The 17,496-nt window shown below is 52.0% G+C and carries 11 protein-coding genes; 3 read left to right on the plus strand and 8 right to left on the minus strand.

Features of this window, described 5'->3' with window-relative positions; all coding sequences use genetic code 11:
- Positions 1-258: 258 nt before the first annotated feature.
- The 5 genes from meaB to GX135_07605 all read right to left on the minus strand — a co-directional run bounded on the left by meaB (position 259) and on the right by GX135_07605 (position 7,240).
- Entirely contained in the window at positions 259-1,359 is a 1,101-nt protein-coding gene (gene meaB / locus GX135_07585) for a methylmalonyl Co-A mutase-associated GTPase MeaB (GenBank protein NLN85938.1), read from the minus strand.
- Complete coding sequence (scpA, locus tag GX135_07590) at positions 1,359-3,485, minus strand: methylmalonyl-CoA mutase (protein ID NLN85939.1); 2,127 nt, start codon at positions 3,483-3,485, stop codon at positions 1,359-1,361. The genes meaB and scpA overlap by 1 nt, the downstream gene beginning before the upstream one ends.
- Entirely contained in the window at positions 3,482-5,350 is a 1,869-nt protein-coding gene (locus GX135_07595; protein ID NLN85940.1) for a methylmalonyl-CoA mutase, read from the minus strand. The genes scpA and GX135_07595 overlap by 4 nt, the downstream gene beginning before the upstream one ends.
- A 13-nt stretch (positions 5,351-5,363) precedes the next feature.
- Positions 5,364-6,635, minus strand: coding sequence for a phosphoglycerate kinase (locus tag GX135_07600; GenBank protein ID NLN85941.1), 1,272 nt, complete (start codon positions 6,633-6,635; stop codon positions 5,364-5,366).
- A gap of 110 nt (positions 6,636-6,745) precedes the next feature.
- Positions 6,746-7,240, minus strand: a complete 495-nt coding sequence (locus GX135_07605) for a thermonuclease family protein (protein NLN85942.1) — start codon at positions 7,238-7,240, stop codon at positions 6,746-6,748.
- A gap of 107 nt (positions 7,241-7,347) precedes the next feature.
- Here GX135_07605 and GX135_07610 point away from each other — a divergent pair, with 107 nt between their 5' ends.
- The 3 genes from GX135_07610 to GX135_07620 all read left to right on the plus strand — a co-directional run bounded on the left by GX135_07610 (position 7,348) and on the right by GX135_07620 (position 13,598).
- A complete protein-coding gene (locus GX135_07610) occupies positions 7,348-10,254 on the plus strand; it encodes a hypothetical protein (GenBank protein NLN85943.1) in 2,907 nt (968 codons plus the stop codon).
- Positions 10,255-10,378: 124 nt separating this feature from the next.
- Positions 10,379-12,457 (plus strand): FAD-dependent oxidoreductase, encoded by a 2,079-nt coding sequence (locus GX135_07615; GenBank protein ID NLN85944.1) that lies wholly within the window; start codon positions 10,379-10,381, stop codon positions 12,455-12,457.
- A complete protein-coding gene (locus GX135_07620; GenBank protein NLN85945.1) occupies positions 12,450-13,598 on the plus strand; it encodes an FAD-binding oxidoreductase in 1,149 nt (382 codons plus the stop codon). Before GX135_07615 ends, GX135_07620 begins: the two co-directional genes overlap by 8 nt.
- Before the next feature lie 289 nt (positions 13,599-13,887).
- Here the strand turns inward: GX135_07620 and GX135_07625 are convergent, their stop codons facing one another.
- From GX135_07625 to queA, 3 genes are all read right to left on the minus strand, one after another.
- Positions 13,888-15,492: a tetratricopeptide repeat protein gene (locus tag GX135_07625; GenBank protein ID NLN85946.1), complete on the minus strand. Its 1,605-nt coding sequence runs from the start codon at positions 15,490-15,492 to the stop codon at positions 13,888-13,890.
- Between the two features lie 89 nt (positions 15,493-15,581).
- Positions 15,582-16,289, minus strand: coding sequence for a biotin--[acetyl-CoA-carboxylase] ligase (locus tag GX135_07630; protein ID NLN85947.1), 708 nt, complete (start codon positions 16,287-16,289; stop codon positions 15,582-15,584).
- Positions 16,286-17,386 carry a tRNA preQ1(34) S-adenosylmethionine ribosyltransferase-isomerase QueA gene (queA, locus tag GX135_07635; protein ID NLN85948.1) on the minus strand — a complete coding sequence of 367 codons (1,101 nt, stop codon included), beginning with the start codon at positions 17,384-17,386 and terminating at the stop codon, positions 16,286-16,288. The genes GX135_07630 and queA overlap by 4 nt, the downstream gene beginning before the upstream one ends.
- Positions 17,387-17,496: the final 110 nt, after the last annotated feature.

Raw genomic sequence — 17,496 nt, forward strand, 5'->3', positions numbered from 1 at the left:
CATACCCAAACCATGATATCTGCTCAGCGCGCCGATCAAAGCCCGCAGCAGTATTCGCTCTTGGCTCTGGCTCAATAGTCACTCGAACATAACCCGGGAACAACCCGATTCTTTATCGGGATGATGCCGGGTTGATGCTTGGTTACTCTGGCGCTGGAGCCAAGAGCGAAGCAGGGCTTCAAAATGTGGGAAGGAACGAGGGAAAACTATGCGCAACATTCAAACACAGCTCTCCCCCATTCCGCCCAAAGAGGGTTATTATATTTCATCCAAGAGGGTTTTGACCGCCAAGAGTACCGGAAGTTCGCCTTTTTGCACGCGGTCGCGCAGGCCGGGAAGCTGAGATTTCACGCGGGGGTCAGAATTGAAGCGGTTGAGAACAGCTTCCGTGAGCAGGGATTCAAACCACTGCAAAACCTGGTCCTGGCGGCGTTCCGCGAAGATGCCGGTGTTTTTGCCGTGTTCCAAAAAGCCTTGCACCGCGTCCCAGATTTTATCCAGTCCCAGGTTTTCCAGCGCGGAGCAAGTGAGCGCGCGGGTTGTCCAGCCCGGTGTGGCAGGACGCAGGTAATGGAGAGCGTTATTCAGCTCCCCCGCAGCCTGTTGGGCGGGCAGGATGTTGTCGCCATCGGCTTTGTTGACCGCGATGAGGTCGGCAAGTTCCATGATGCCTTTTTTGATGCCCTGGAGTTCGTCTCCCGCGCCGGAAATCTGCATGAGCAGGAAAAAATCCACCATGGAGCGCACCGTGGTTTCGGATTGGCCCACGCCCACGGTTTCAATCAGAATAACGTCGTAGCCCGCGGCTTCACAGGCAATCATGCTTTCACGGGTTTTGCGAGCCACTCCGCCCAAAGCGCCTCCGCTGGGAGAAGGCCGGATGAAGCTGTTGGGATGTCTGCCCAGCTTTTCCATGCGGGTTTTATCGCCCAAAATGCTGCCCCGGGAAAGGCTGCTGCTGGGGTCGATTGCCAAAACGGCGACCTTGTGACCACGCTCGATGAGCCAAATTCCGAAGCTTTCGATGAAGGTGCTTTTTCCAGCGCCGGGTGTGCCCGTGATGCCGATGCGCACGGAATTTCCGGAAGCGGGCAGGAGCAGGCGAACCAGTTCCTGCCCGTCTTCAAAATGGCGCGGGGAATTGCTTTCGATGAGGGTGATGGCGCGTGCCAAAAAGGCTCGGTTGCCCTGGGTCACGCCTTTGGCGATTTCAGCGGCGGAAAACCTGGCGCGGCGAGGCTGACTGGCATTATTTACAGCGTTTTCGCCGGGGGCTGTCCCTGCTGAAAGCACACGCGTGGCAAATTCCTTGCCGGCGTCACGCGGCACCCATTCTGGTTTGCGGTGTTTTTCGTCCATCAATCCCCAAGCATTTTTTCCAAGAGCACAATGGCAGCCTGGGGAAGTTTTGTTCCCGGGCCAAAAATGGCTGTGGCGCCGCTTTGCAGCAGGAATTCATAGTCCTGGGGCGGAATCACGCCACCTACCACGATGAGAATATCTTCACGTCCCTGCGCGGCAAGCTCTGCCACCAATTGCGGTAAAAGCGTTTTGTGGCCTGCGGCGAGGGAACTCATGCCGACGATGTGGACGTCGTTTTCAATGGCTTGGCGCGCTGTCTCTTCCGGGGTTTGGAAGAGCGGGCCCATATCGACGTCGAAGCCCATATCGGCAAAAGCTGTGGCGACGACCTTGGCGCCGCGGTCGTGACCGTCCTGACCCATTTTTGCCACAAGAATGCGGGGTCGGCGGCCTTCGCGGTCGGCAAATTCGTCGGTTAAAGCGCGGACTTTTTCAATTTCATCCATTTTGGCATACTCGCTGCTGTAAACGTTGTTGATAAGTTTGATGGAAGCCTGGTGGCGTCCGAAGGCTTTTTCCATGGCATCGGAAATTTCGCCCAGAGAAGCCCTGTCGCGAGCGGCGTTGATGGCAAGTTCCAACAGGTTTCCTTCGCCACTTTCCGCCGCGTGACTGAGCGCTTCCAAGCTTTTTTGGGTTTTGGCTTCGTCGCGTTCGGCGCGAAGCTTGTTCAGACGCGCAATCTGCGCTTCACGCACGGCGCTGTTGTCCACTTCCAAAATCTCCATGGGGTCTTCTTTTTCCAGGCGATATTTATTCACACCCACGATGGTGTCTTCACCAGAGTCAATGTGAGCCTGCCTTCTGGCGGCAGCTTCCTCGATTCTGAGCTTGGGCAATCCGTTTTCGATGGCTTTTGCCATGCCGCCCAATTCTTCAACCTCGGTGATGTGATCCCAAGCGCGTTTCATGATGGCATCGGTGAGGTTTTCCAGATAGTAGGAACCAGCCCAGGGATCGATTACACGGGTCACGCCGGCTTCATGCTGCAAAAAGAGCTGGGTGTTGCGGGCGATGCGGGCGCTGAAATCTGTGGGCAGGGCGATGGCCTCGTCCAGAGAGTTCGTGTGCAGGCTTTGGGTGTGTCCCATCGTGGCAGCCAGAGCTTCGATGCAGGTTCGGGTCACATTGTTGTAGGGGTCCTGCTCCGTGAGGCTCCAGCCTGAGGTTTGCGAGTGGGTGCGCAGCGCCATGCTTTTGGGGTTTTTGGGGTTGAATCCTTTGATGATTTTTGCCCAAAGTACACGCGCGGCGCGCATTTTTGCCACTTCCATGAAATAGTTCATCCCCTGCGCCCAGAAAAAGGACAGGCGGGGAGCGATGAGATCGATGTCCAAACCGGCGTTCACAGCAGTGCGCACGTATTCCAGGCCGTCGGCAAGGGTGTAAGCCATTTCGAGGTCGGCAGTGGCGCCGGCTTCGTGCATGTGGTAGCCGGAAATGCTGATGCTGTTGAATTTGGGCATGTTTTTGGAAGTGTAGCGAAAAATATCAGCGATGATGCGCATGGAGGCTTCCGGCGGATAGATGTAGGTGTTGCGCACCATGTATTCTTTCAGAATGTCGTTTTGGATGGTGCCGTTCAGAAGTTCCGGCTTCACGCCTTGTTCTTCCGCGGCAAGGATATAGAACGCCATGATGGGGATGACGGCGCCGTTCATGGTCATGGAAACGCTCATCTTGTCCAGCGGAATCTGGTCGAACAGGATTTTCATGTCCAGGATGCTGTCCACAGCCACGCCGGCTTTGCCAACGTCTCCAATCACTCTGGGGTGGTCGGAATCATAACCGCGATGGGTTGCCAAATCGAAGGCGATGGAAAGTCCTTTTTGACCCATTGCCAAGTTGCGGCGGTAGAAGGCGTTGGATTCCTCGGCGGTGGAAAATCCAGCGTATTGGCGGATGGTCCAAGGCCGCTGTACATACATGGTTGGATAGGGTCCGCGCAGGTAGGGCGCGATGCCGCTGAGGTAGTCCAGATGCTGCAGGTCGCGCAGGTCTTCATCTGTGTAAAGTGGTTTGACGTCGATTTGTTCATTGGTGCGCCAGGCTTTAGCGGACTCGAACTGTCCTTTGCGCTCGGCGGCAAAATCGGGATTCAGTTTGGTGAAATCTGGTTTCATGGCGCCACCTCCATTTTCGCGGCAAGCTCTTTGAGGGTATCCAAAACGTTGGCACGCACATGGATGAAAAGCTCGATGCCGTCTTGTTTGTAGGAATCAACCATGTCTTTGGGATACCCTGCCAGGATGAGGGTTTTTCCTTTCAGACCTTCGCAGAGAGCGGGGATTAATTCTGGATATTTATCGTCCGTGCTGCAGATGCAGATGGCTTGGTGGTTTTTCGCGGCTTCAATGGCGGAATCGATGTCCGTATAGCCGGTGCCGGTGATGGTTTTGAAACCTCCCACCTGAAAAAATCCGGCGGAGAAATCGGCACGGGCTTTATAGTCTGCCACGCTGCCCATGGTGAGCAGGAAAACCTCCGGGTCGGCTTTTTGCACCTGAGCTCGGAAATCCTCCAAAAGCTGCACAGCTCTGAGTTTGGGCAGGGCGCCCGGGGCGAGTTTCGCCACGGCTTTGGCGTCGTTGATGGTGTTTTGAACCGCGGGACGAGGCTCGTCATTGGGGTCGGCATACATATTTATGCCCACAAAGACGTCGCGGCGTTTGTGGACAGAATCCAGTCTGGCGTTGGCAACGGAGGCAATCAGTTCATGTATCTTTCCGCTTTCCAGGCAGTTCAGCATTCCGCCTTCCGCTTCAATTTCCTGCATCAGTTTCCAGGCTTGAGCGGCAAGTTCGGCGGTGAGATTTTCGATGTAATAGCAGCCGCCAGCGGGGTCGGCAACCTTGCTGAAATGGGCTTCCTCGCCCAGGATGAGCTGTTGGTTGCGAGCCAGTCTCTTGGAAAATTCATCGGCTTGGGGATTTACAACGGCATCGAAGCGGTCGATTTCGAGGCTATCCACGCCGCCAATCACAGCGGAAAAACCTTCTGTGGAGGCGCGTAAGAGGTTCACATAGAGGTCATAACGGCTTTTGTTGACCTGGCCGGTTTTGCCATGAATCCAGATTTTACGGGCATCGTAATCTCCGCCGAAAGCTTTGATGATTTCGCTCCACAGCATTCTGAAGGCGCGGATTTTGGCAATTTCCATAAAGAAATTCGAACCCAGGGAAAGGCGGGCTTGGAACAGCGGTGAAATCTGGTTTATATCCATGCCTTTTTCTGTAAAACGGCGCAGGTATTCGATGGCGGAAGCCAAAACAAAGCCGAGTTCCTGCGCGGATGAGGCGCCGGCGGCTTCATAAACCGTGCCGTCCAGTGAGATGGCGCGCAGCTTGGGAGCTTGGTCGATTCTGGTTTTCACGGCATTTTCCAAGCTTTCCCAGGCGGAATCCCAGGAAAGGTTCAAAAAGCCTTTGCGGGCATATTCCGCGATGGGGTCAAAAGCCAGGCTGCCGGTGAGGGTTTTGGTTTCACTATTCTGCTGTTGAAGCCAGGCAAAAAGGTCGGGAGCGTCGAGGTCAAGCTGCGCCATGAGCGGAGCGGCTTTCAGGTCCACGCCCGCAAGCGCGGTTTGGAAATCAGCGGCGTTTTTGAAAACAATGCCATGGGGGGCGTCATCACGCGCCAAAACGAGGTTCACCATGGTGAGACCACGCTGCAATTCGGCAAGAATCTGCTTGTTCAGAGCGGCGGGTTCGGCCTCGCTTTGGGCTTGGGCAACTTCCCAGCTTCCATCCGCTTGGGCAGAGTTTCCGCGCTGGAAAGGAAGGTCTCCGGGCAGAGCGCCCACAAAGGGCAGACCTTCAAGGTCTTCCGCACGGTAGATGGGTTTGAGGGTGATGCCTTCATGGGTGCGAGTGTACATCACTTTGTCGAAATCCGCTCCCTTGAGGGCTTCGGTGGCTTTTTGCTTCCATTCCTCCCAACTTGGGGCGGGGAATTCGTCTCGCAGATTAAGCTGCTTTTTTAAGTTCACGGGCTTCAACTCCTTATTCCTTGATGAGCGCCTGCACAGGCTTCATGCCGTAGGGCGAGCCTTGTACGATGGAATCCAAAATGGCTCCGCCACCGGTGAAAAAGTAGTATTTTGGGTCGTTCTTTGCCTTGGCGAAAACTCCGGGCAAGAGTTCGCGGAAATCCTGGATGGTGTCGCCGCCGCCGATGAGTTTTTGAGCTTGGCTGCTGGCGTCCAAAAGGCTGTTAAAGGCTTTCGTGCCTTCCTGGAAAAGAGTGGTGTAGCCCATCACGGCGTTCACGAAAATGGTGGCAGCGGAAGCGAAAACCTGCTTCACAGCTTCATCTTCAAAAGAACGGGGGTCAATGTCCAAAACATAATTCAGCTTTGTTCCAGGTTTCAAATCCGCAACCCGATGAGCGCGATGGTTTTCGGCATTTTCAAAGCTGTCGGATTCGATAATCCAGGGCAGTTCCACAATCCTGTCTTTATAGGGTTCGATGTCTTTGAGGAACTGGGCTGCGAGGTCGAGGTCGCTTTGGTCCAAGCCTTCGATGCTGAGATTGTATTTCACGGCGAGATAGGCGTTGTAAAGAACCCCACCCAAAACCAGTTTGTCGCTGATTTTGATGAGCGAGGAGAGCGGCCCCATCTTGGTATCGAATTTCGAGCCTGCCACCACGGAAACCAGGGGACGCTTGGGTTCGAACACCTTGCTGAGGTTGTCAATTTCTTTTTGCATCAAAAGCCCCGCGTAGGAGGGCAGAAATTTGGTGATGTTGAAAGTGGAAGCGTGAGGCTGCCATGAACCGAAAGCGTCGTTGATGAAAAGATCGGCATTGGCTGCCAGCCCCTGAGCCAGAAGGTCGGAGGCTTCGTTTTTGCTTTCCTCACCCTTGAACCAGCGCGTGTTTGGCAGATACACAAAATCCACCTTGCCAGCCTTCATTTCCTGAACCGCGGAGGCGATGGGATTCAAATCCGTGATGCCTTCGGGGCCGGAGGCGGCGCAAGCTGGAATGATGCCTTTCAATTGCAGTTTTTCCTGCAGATAATCCACAATGGGACGCACGGAATTGTCGTCGGAGATGGAGATTTCTCCGGTTTTTTTGTCGTAAGGTCTGCCCACGTGGGTCATCAAGATGGGCAGTCCGCCCTTTTTATAGACGTGCAAAATAGTGGGAATGGTGGATTCGATGCGCATGGGGTCTTTAATCTTTCCTTTTTTTACCACATTGTGGTCAACCCGCATGAGCACCACTTTTCCCTTCAGGTCAGCATCCAGAAAACTGGGGACTTTAGTCATGGCTTGGTCTCCTTATTTATCTCATTTTATTTGTTTGTCTTTCAAGCTGTTACGCCATTAACAGAGGCAAAACAGATATTTTTATCATAATAAAGAAAGGCGGCATGGCGTCAAGGTTTTTTTCGTTTTTGCTTGCGCCACTCCCAGGGAGGGATGGGATTTTTGTCTGCCCAAAGCCCTTTTTTGGTGGTTCTGGCCTTGATTTCCAAGGCTGCCAGAACCGGATCTTTGCTATATTGTTTGTAGTGCCATGCCAGCCCTGCTTTCACCAATTCTTCAGACAAGCTTTTCTTGCCATCATAAATCACATCGCCCAAAACCCGTCCGTAGCGGTCTTTTTCCTCCCATTCCACGGTGACGGTTTTGCCAAAAACACTGTCGGAAGTGAATTTGGTGGAAACGGTTCCAAAAGGCTGGCCTTTTTCGGGGCAATCTATGCCCTGCAGGCGGATTTTGTGTTGGGTGCTTCCCACCAAAAGGGTGATGGTGTCTCCATCCTGGACTTTGACCACCCTTCCTTTCAGTTGGTCTCCGGAAGGACTGAAAATGGAATAGAGCACCAAAAGCAAAAACAAAACAATGCCAACAATATATTCTTTTTTCATTGTTCCACTTTTTTTGGGAATAAGTCTTCTGTCAAGAAAAGCTTGACACCGGCAGGCTACCTCGCGAGAGGTATGTTTTAATCCCTTTTGGGCAAAATGGAGAAAAGATGCTTTTGGATAAAGAACTGATTGTTATCACGGATATTGGCAGCACGACAACCAAAGCGCTGCTTTTGGAAAATGGTCACAGCGTGCCGGAGCTAATCGCGCTGGCAAACGCGCCCACAAGCGTGGAAGCGCCTCAAAACGACGTGAGGCATGGAATCGTGACCGCGGCACGTGAACTGGAAAACCTCAGCGGTAAAACCCTGCTTTTATCCTCGGAAGGGCAGGAACTCAACTGGGCTGAAAACGTGGCCTTTTTCAGCACCAGCAGCGCGGGCGGAGGTTTGCAGATTCTGGTGATTGGGCTCACATTATATGATTCTGCCAGCAGCGCAAAACGAGGCGCCTACGGAGCTGGGGGTGTGATTTTGGATACATTCGCCATCGATGATAAACGCCAGGCCATGGAACAGATGTTGGCGATGCGAAACCTTCATCCAGACATGATTCTGCTTTGCGGTGGAACGGATGGTGGCGCCATTTCCGGAGTTTTGCGCATGGCGGAGATTGTGCGCATCGCGAACCCCAGTCCAAAATTTGACCTCCATGGAAAAATCCCAGCCATCTATGCTGGCAATAAAAACGCCGCGCCCATCATCCAAAAGCTGATTTCCAAAGAATTTGACCTGCATATCCTGCCCAACCTGCGCCCCAGTCCAGAGCGGGAAAACCTGCGCCCCACCCAGGAAACCATCCAAAAACTCTTTATGGAAAACGTGATGGAACACGCGCCGGGCTATGCAAATGTGAAACCACGAGTTAGCGCGCCCATCATTCCCACACCCATGGGGGTGCAAAACGCGCTGGCTCTGCTGGCTCAGAATGAAAAACGCAACATCTTTGCCTTCGACATCGGAGGCGCCACAACCGACGTTTTCAGCATCATTGATGGACATTTTCAAAGAACCGTGAGCGCGAATATGGGCATGAGCTACAGCGCCTGGAACATTTTGAAGGAATGCGGCGCGGAAAGCCTGCTTCGCTGGCTGCCACCGGAAATTGATGAAAAAACGCTGCGCAACTATGTGGCAAACAAATGCCTCCATCCAACTTCCACCCCAAAACGGGAAGCGGAATATCGCATCGAACACGCTCTGGCGCGGGAAGCGCTGTCCGTCGCCATCAGACAACACCGGGAAATGCACTACAACACTGCAAAAATCGGTTATCTGGATATACTCAAACAGGGGGAAATTGAGAAATTCCAGATGCAGTTCGAATTTCAGCGCGAAGATAAAAAACACCGCTTCGCGGAAAGCGAAATCGACGTTATCATCGGTGCTGGAGGCGTTTTTACCAGCGCTCAAAACCGGACTCAATCGTTGATGATGCTCATCGACGCCATCCGCCCCAAAGGTGTCACCGAGATTTGGACAGACCGCAATTTCATCTCGCCGCACCTGGGCATTTTTGGCAAATCCGCGCCCGAAAAAGCACATTCCTTACTGGAATCAAACTGCTTTGAAAAAATCGGCTTGCACATCGCCCCGGTTTTTTCGCCCCGGCAAAAGAAAAACCTGTTCAGCCTGACAGTGGAAACAGCTTCAAATAATGACACTTATCAGCTCAAGGCCGGTCAATTCATCCTCCTGCCAGAAGGAGAAAAAACTCTAAGCTTCAAGCTCAGTTCCCGCTGCAGCATCCCCACAAAGCTGGACCTGAATGAATTGAAAACCACGCTGCCAGTGGTGATTGACTTGAGAACGGAACCATTATCCCACCAGCCTGAGATTGAAAAAACCATCGGACTTTACCCCGGCGTGGACAAAACCGGGGCGCAGCCAGATGACCAGAAACTGCTTCCAGCCTTGGTTTTGGGAAGCTGGACAAAAAAGATTGAGCTTTCCTATTTGGGAGACACCAATCCCAAGGTTGGAGATGAGGTGGCTCCAGATGATATCGTTGCCGTAAACCGTTTCAACCCGCCCCGGCTGTATATTATTGATGGATTTTCCCGCGTTGCAGACATCACTCCAGCCCAAATCCAAGAATCTTTGCAAATTGGAGTTGGCGACAGTTTGGAATCAGACCAAGTTTACGCTGTGCTTCCCGCTGAAGTCAAGCTGCCCCGATATGGCTCCAACAGCTTGCGTTCCCCGGTGCGGGGCAAAATTGAATTCATAGATCCGGATGTGGGAATCATGGTGGCGTCTGAAATCCAGGATTATTCCTCAAAACCGGTGAAAATTGACTATGCCCAAGGCTTGGGAATACCTCCAAAAATCGCCAAACGCTACCTCAGCAAAAGATTGGGCGATTTTGTCTATCGGGATGATGTTTTGGCAAAACGCGTGGAACGCGGCGCTCAGGGTGAACCACCTGTTTTCATCAAATCACCTTCCACCGGAACTGTCACCGAAATCGACACCGAAAAAGGGATTATGACAGTTGCTTACATCCATTCGCCACTGCTTTTTCATGCTCACGTGCATGGAACCGTCACTGAGGTAAACCCAGGCCGGAGCGTGGAAATACAGTATCAAAGCTTGCGTCTGGAAGGAAGAATAGCGTTCGGCAAGGAATGCCACGGCAGCCTTGTCCTGCTGGAAAATGAAGCCGCAATCGGCAATTCCGACATCCAGGGAAAAATCGTGGCGCTCACTTTCCCGCCCACAGGAAAAACACTGGAACTGCTTGCCAAAGAAAGAGTTGTGGGAATGGCTTGCTTTGAGATGGACGCCAGCGAACTGACAACCTGGCTCGAATTCGAACCCGGAGTCATCAACACCGGAAATGAAGCCCTGCCCTTTGGCATCCTCGTTTTAAACGGTTTTGGACAGAGAGCCATGCCACCGGAATTGGCTTCCACCCTCAAACAACATAATTTCTGCTATCTCAACCCACACACCCGCATCCGCGCAGGCGTGGTGAGGCCTTTTCTTTCATTTCCACCCCAACCGGGCTCCTGAAAAAGAGGATAAATCCAGGCAAACAGTAGCGATTTTTTTGGTGGACTGAGCTTTTCCTTGACACGAAAAGGCGTTTAAACTTTTTGAAGCAAAAATAATTTTCAGCCAAGGAGCTTTTCCAAGCATGGAAAACAAGCGAATAGAGAGGCATCCAATCCTTCCCGTTTTGGAGCGAGAAGATATCCTCTTCACTTTCAACGGCATGCCGCTACAGGCAAAAAAGGGTGAGATGATTTCCTCCGCCCTGATTGCCAATGGCATCAACGTTTTTGGACATCACCATAAAGACGGCAGCGCTCAAGGAATCTTTTGCGCCAACGGTCAATGTGCCAAATGCACCGTTATCGTGGATGGAATTGCCATAAAATCCTGCATGACAGAAGTGACGCCAGGCATGGAAGTGCATTCGGCGGAAGGACTTCCGGAATTGCCCGAAGATGGTGAAAACCCCAAAAGGGATGCCATCGAAGAATTGGAAACCGAGGTGCTCATCATCGGCGGTGGACCTTCAGGTTTGGCAGCCGCGATTGAATTGGGAAAACGTGGCATCGACACTTTGCTCATCGACGACAAACACGCTTTGGGCGGAAAATTGGTGTTGCAAACCCACAAGTTTTTTGGCAGTCAGGAAGACAGCCACGCTGGAGTCCGCGGACACGACATTGGAAAACTTTTGGCAGCGGAAGTTGCCACCCACGCTTCTGTGGATGTGTGGTTGAACAGCACAGCGCTATTTGTTTTCAGCGACAAAAAGGTCGGCATTTTGAAGGATGGGGTCTATAAAATAGTGACCCCAAAACGCATCCTGAACTCCGCCGGCGCCAGAGAAAAGTTTTTGCGGTTCAGCGGAAACCATCTGGCCCGGATTTACGGTGCGGGAGCCTTCCAAACCTTGGTGAATCGTGACCTCGTTCGCCCCACCCGCCGTCTTTTCATCATCGGCGGCGGAAATGTTGGCCTCATCGCGGGTTACCACGCTCTGCAAGCTGGAATTGAGGTGGTTGGATTGGCTGAAGCCCTGCCCCGCTGCGGTGGCTACAAGGTTCACGCGGACAAACTTGCCCGCCTGGGCGTACCCATCTATACCTCCCACAGCATTTTGAGCGCGAATGGAAACGAAACCGTGGAAAGCGTCACCATCACCCAGATTGATGATAAATTCCAGCCCATTCCCGGCACGGAAAAGAGTTTTGATTGCGACACGGTGCTCATCGCGGTGGGCTTGGATTCCCTGTCCGAATTCACCCAGCAGGCGCAGGATGCGGGAATTCCAGTTTACGCCGCTGGTGACGCGTTGGAAATCGCGGAAGCCTCCTCCGCCATGTTCAACGGAAAAATAGCCGGATTGAACATCGCTCGCGAATGCGGTCATCCGGAAGTGGGCGAAGTTCCTCAGGATTGGCTTGCCAAAGCCAAGGTTCTCAAATCCCATCCCGGAGCCATCAAAGGCTATCAGGACAACACTTTGGAAGAAGGCGTTTTCCCAGTGATTCACTGCCTGCAAGAAATTCCCTGCAACCCTTGCACCACGGTTTGCCCCACAAATTCCATCCACACCGAAGATGGCAGCCTGATGGCTTTGCCGCTCTATGATGGAAGCTGCATTGGCTGTGGAAAATGCGTTCTCATCTGCCCCGGTTTGGCGATCACCTTGGTGGACTATCGCAAGGACGCTGAAAACCCCACCGTCACAATGCCTTACGAGGTTTTCAACATCCCCCGCAAGGTGGGTGACGCCCTGGATTTGGTCGATATCGATGGCAATGAACTGGGCAGTTTTCCCGCCGTTTCGGTTGTGGAAATGAAGGAACGCCAAACTCAATTGGTGCGCGTGCAGGTACCCCGTTCCATCGCCAAAAAAGTTGCCTCCTTCAGGATACAGCCTGAAGAAGTGGGACGGCCTCTGCCCAAACCGATAATAAATGAAAAACTTGCCGACGACGCTATGATTTGCCTCTGTGAAAAAGTGAGCGTGGGCGAAGTTCGGCGCCTCATCCGCTCCGGCATCACAAACCTGAACCAAATCAAAGCCATCACCCGCGCGGGCATGGGTCCCTGCGGCGCAAAAAGCTGTGAAACCCTGATTAAGGGCCTGCTGCGAGAAGAAGGCATCCCGGTGGAGCAGGTGGTGCCAAACACCAAACGTCCGATTTTTGTGGAAGTTGCCTTGGATAAATTTCCCCAGGGAGGTTCCGATGAGTAAAATCTTTGACGTCGTGGTTATCGGCGCTGGCTCAATCGGGCTTCCAGCCTCCTTGGAACTGGCTTTGAAGGGTCAGAAAGTTTTGGTTTTGGATGCCGAAAGCTCACCCGGCCAGGTCAACAACAAAAAAGCCATCGGCGGAGTCCGTGCCACCCACAGCGATTTTGGCAAAATCAGCGTCTCCCAACGTTCCATCCAAATTATGAAAAACTGGCAGGAAGAATATGGCGACGACATTGGCTGGCTCAGCAACGGCTACAGCTACCCTGCCTATAATCAAGAACATGAAACCGCTTTCAAAGAGCTCATGCGCGTCCAGCTCGATTTTGGGCTGAAAATACGCTGGGTCGAGCCTGAAGAATACCGGGAATTGGTTCCCGGCGTCAATATGAAGGATTTACGCGGCTCCACCTATTCATCTGAAGACGGAAGCTGTTCCCCGCTTTTGCTTGGTTCAGCCTACTTTTTCCGCGCTAAAAAAGCCGGGGTGGAATTTGCCTTCAACGAGCGGGTGACCGGCTTTAAATTCGAGGGTTCCCGCATCAACAAAGTCCTCACCGACAAAGGTTCTTACGTGTCTGGCACAGTTATCAACGCCGCGGGAAACAACGCGCGTGAAATTGGCGCCCTGGCAGGCTTGGATTTGCCCGTGTTTCCAGACAACCACGAAGCCGGCATCACCGAGCCGGTTAAACGCTTTATGGGGCCCATGGTGGTGGATATGCGCAGGCGTCCCGGCTCCTCAAACTTCTATTTTTACCAAAACAGCGAAGGACAGGTGATTTTTTGCATCACGCCGGATCCGCCCATTTTGGGGGTGAACCATCTCAGCAGTTCGGAATTTCTCCCGCTTTGCAGCAAACGCATGCTGGAAGTTCTGCCCAGGCTGCGCTATCTGAAAGTCCGCCGCACCTGGCGGGGACAGTATCCCATGACCCCAGACGGCTTCCCCATCGTGGGAAAATCCGGCGAAAACTTCATCAACGCGGTGGGAATGTGCGGCCAGGGATTTATGTTGGGACCCGGCATGGCAGAGCTTCTGTCCCGAATTTGCCTGGATGAGCTTCTGCCCAATGACGACAAAATCCTTGCCAGTTTTAGTCTCAACCGCGATTTCAGCGGCATGGAAGCCTTCAAATAGATTAATAACAATATACATCATAAATCGCCGCGTTGATTCCCAGCGCGGCTTTTTTCGACTTTATCGCGCAGCCCCATTATAAGAACGAGTCTGTTGCAAAAACACTCACTTGACCCTAAACCTATATGTAGCTTAGGATTGCCTCAGAAACATAAGGAAGACTAATGGCGGCAAGCAAGAAAGCACAAAGTTGAGCCATTATGCGGCTCACAAAAACCCGACACAATCAAAAAACGCCCGGATGGTTCCGGGCGTTCACAATTTATGTTCGTTTATCGAACCGCGCTGTTTAGAGCTTGCTCAGCAAATCGTTAACCCTGCTGAGGCGACCATTGATGTCGCGCAGGGCTTCGGAATCGTTGGTTCTGTTACGAGCTGAATTCAGGTGTTCACGGGCTTTGCTCAAGTGCGATTGCGCGGTGGATTTGGCAGCATCGCGGTCTTTCCTGAGGCTGGTGGCTTTTTTACCCACCGCCCGGGAAGCCTGGCCATCCAAATCCAGATATCTGTTATAGGCATCGGTTCCTCTGGATTGAAACACGGAAGCCAGCACGATGTAGGGTTGGTGCAGGCTGGAATCTTTTGAGATGGTGAGGTTGGCGTTGGTTTCCGCTTCGCCAAGTTTGTTTTGGGAAAGGTAGATGGCGGCAAGGTTCAAATAGGAATAGGGGTTGTTGGCATCCACTTTCTTGAGAGCGTTGGCGGTTTCAATCGCTTTGGAATCCTTTTTGTCAGCGCGATACAGACCAATCAGGTTCAAATAGGCATTAACGTTGCTGGGGTCGTTTTTGATGATGCCGTCATATTTGTCGATGGCGTCCTGAATACGTCCGCTCTTTTGATAGGCTGTGGCAAGGCTGCGGCTCACTGTGTCGTTGTCCGGCGCGAATTCAAAAGCCTTTTCCAGCCTGGGAATGGCTTCAACATATCTTTCTTCTTCATAAAGCATCAAAGCCAGACGGATGTTCGCGGCCTGATTCTCCGGCTCAAGCTCCAAAGCTTTGACAAATGAGTTTTTAGCCTTGGTTTTGGAGCCTTGCTGGTCGTAAAGGTTTCCAACCGCGAGCCAGGTTTCGGCATCTTCGAGGTGTTCCGCCAGATTTTCCATCACAGCCACTTGTTTGGCAGCCTGGCCGGTTCTTTCATAAACTTCCATCAAAGCCACGGCAATACGCTGTTCCGTGGGTTCCACTTCCAGACCCTTAATAAAGGTTTGCTCTGCCATGGCGTCGTTTTTCATCTTCACATAGGTGTTGCCCAAATAGTAGTAAGTATCAATCTTGTCGGGCTTCAGCGCCATCACTTGTTGCAGGTTTTCCAGCGCCATGGGATAGTTTTCATTGTTATAGAAGTTTGTGCCCAGGTTGAAAATCTTGTCCATTTCTCCGGAAACGAAGTTGTCAAGCTCTTCCATCATGCCTTTTTCCAAAGCTTCCATCCGGCTGAATCTTTCTTTACCAACGTTGAAGCTGGCTTGTTTGAGGTCTCCGGTCAGCTTGCTGTAAAAACGCATGGAAATGTTGTAGATGCCTGTCCTGGTTTCGCTTACGTTGCCAACCACGATAACGCTGGCATCCAGTTTTTGGGAAATCTCGGCCAGTTCTTCTTTTTCGAGGTCTTCAACGTCATCAAAACCGGTTTCCTTGAAGTCGTGAGCAATCTCGTTCATATCCAATAGGGTGTAGTTTTCATACGCGTCGAAAGTGAGTTCGAGATCTCTAACTGTCAATATCTTGGTGATATAACGGCTGGAACTGTCCAGTGCTTTCAAGGGAAGGATTGCCACCGAGGTGGTAATTTCCGCTTTTTCAACCTTTTCGTAGACTACCTTGTTGCCAACACAAGCGAAAAGCGTGAGCATGGCAACCAAGCCGATTACTATCCATTTTCTCATTATTCCTCCCGGAAATCGTTTTTATCTTTATAATCGCAAATCATTTTTGCTTACCTTATCTGTCAAGAAAAAGCTGCAAAAACCGTCTATCACAACAATCTCAAGCTTCCGTGACTGATTTCTTTCAGCTCTCCCCCGTTTTGGCGTAAAAGCAGATAACCTTCCTCGGTAAGTCCTGCAATCACACCGCTGTAGCTCTGTTTTCCCATTTTAACCCTTGCCTCTTTGCCAAGCCCGTAAAACACTTCGGCGCATTTGCTTAGATAGCGTTTGGGTTCATCCAGCAGGAAGGCGTTTTTTTCCACCCTGCGCACGATGAGGCGGGATAGATATTCATTTGAAACCGACATCCCCAAATGTTGGCAAAGCGATGCGGCGTTGTGGGTATTGATTATTTCATCCACAATCACATTTGTATTCATCCCCACGCCGATGATATATTTTGCATGATTGGCTTGATATAAGCAGAGAATACCAGCCAATTTTTTACCATCCAAATAGAGGTCGTTGGGCCATTTCACCCGCAAATCTTGCAACTTGAAAAGTTCGCTCAAAAGCTGCCACAAACAAAAACCCACGTAAAGCGGAAAGGAAGCCACGCCGCTGGGATGAATGAGGTCGAAACTGAGCCACAGCCCGCCCGGAGGCGAATACCAACTGTTGCCATCGCGCCCCATGCCAGCGTTTTGGGAACCGGCTTGAATCAACCATCTGTCCCCACCCTGACCCAGACCTGCCAGCCTTTCATATTCCAGCTTGGTGCTGTCCAGATTATGATGATAAACCCTTGTTTTCATGATATATACATCGCATCGCCATAGCTGAAAAAGCGATATTTTTCCGCGATGGCTGCCTCATAGGCTTTTTTAACCAAATCAAGCCCGGCAAAAGCCGCAATCATCATGATTAGCGTGGATTTGGGCAGGTGAAAATTCGTGATGAGGGCATCCGCCACGTGGATTTGCTTGCCCGGATAGATGAAAATATCCGTCCATTTCGAGCCCGCATCCAGACTTTTTCCATTCCAAAAACTTTCCAAACTGCGCATGGATGTGCTGCCCACCGCGATGATTCTGCGGCCTTCGGCTTTTGCCAAGTTGATGATTTGGGCGGCGTTTTCATCCACAGTGCAAAACTCGCTGTGCATCTTGTGTTCATCAATCCGCTCGGTTTTAACAGGCAAAAAAGTGCCCATGCCCACGTGGAGGACGAGCTCCACCAGCAAAACACCTTTGGCACGCAGAGCTTCCAAAATCTCGGGGCTGAAATGCAGACCGGCAGTGGGCGCGGCGACAGAGCCGGGTTCACGCGCGTAAACGGTTTGATAGGTGTGGCGGTCTTTAATTTCATCCTCACGCTTGATATATGGTGGCAGAGGCACATGCCCCACTTTTTCAATTTCCTGCCAATAATCGCCCTGGCTTTCAAAAGTGACCTCACGCGAGCCGTCTTCAGCGCCCAGCGAAATCCAGCCTTTCAGCCCGGGGGAAAACTGCAGCCATTGTTCTTTTTTCAGCCTGCGTCCCGGATGAACCAAACATTGCCAGCGGGTTTGACCCAGATTGCGCAGCAAAAGCAGCTCCACCCTGGTTCCATTTTCCTTGAAGCCAAAAAGCCGTGCTGGAATCACTTTGCTGGAATTTAGCACCAAAACTTCGCCCGGGGAAATGAGGTCCACAATGTCACCAAAAGAGCGATGATAAAAAGTTCCCGCTTGTCGGTCCAAATGCATCAGGCGCGAGCTGTCCCGCTTCGACAGAGGATATTGCGCAATCAGCTCCTGAGGCAGATCATAGTCGTAGCTGCCAAGCTCTTTTTCCCAGCCCGCATTCCAGTTGGCTCCTCCACCTGCCACCCCCGATTCTTGGTCGGGCGGGTCTAAAGGGCGATTCATGTGGCGCTGTTTGGGGAACCAAGAATGGGAGCGGAAAGCCCGCCATCCAGGATGATGTTTTGTCCGGTGAGGTTTTGCAGACCTGAATCCAGCAAAAATTCAATAGTGAG

Source organism: Candidatus Cloacimonadota bacterium (genome assembly GCA_012522635.1).
In the GTDB taxonomy this organism is placed as follows: domain Bacteria; phylum Cloacimonadota; class Cloacimonadia; order Cloacimonadales; family Cloacimonadaceae; genus Syntrophosphaera.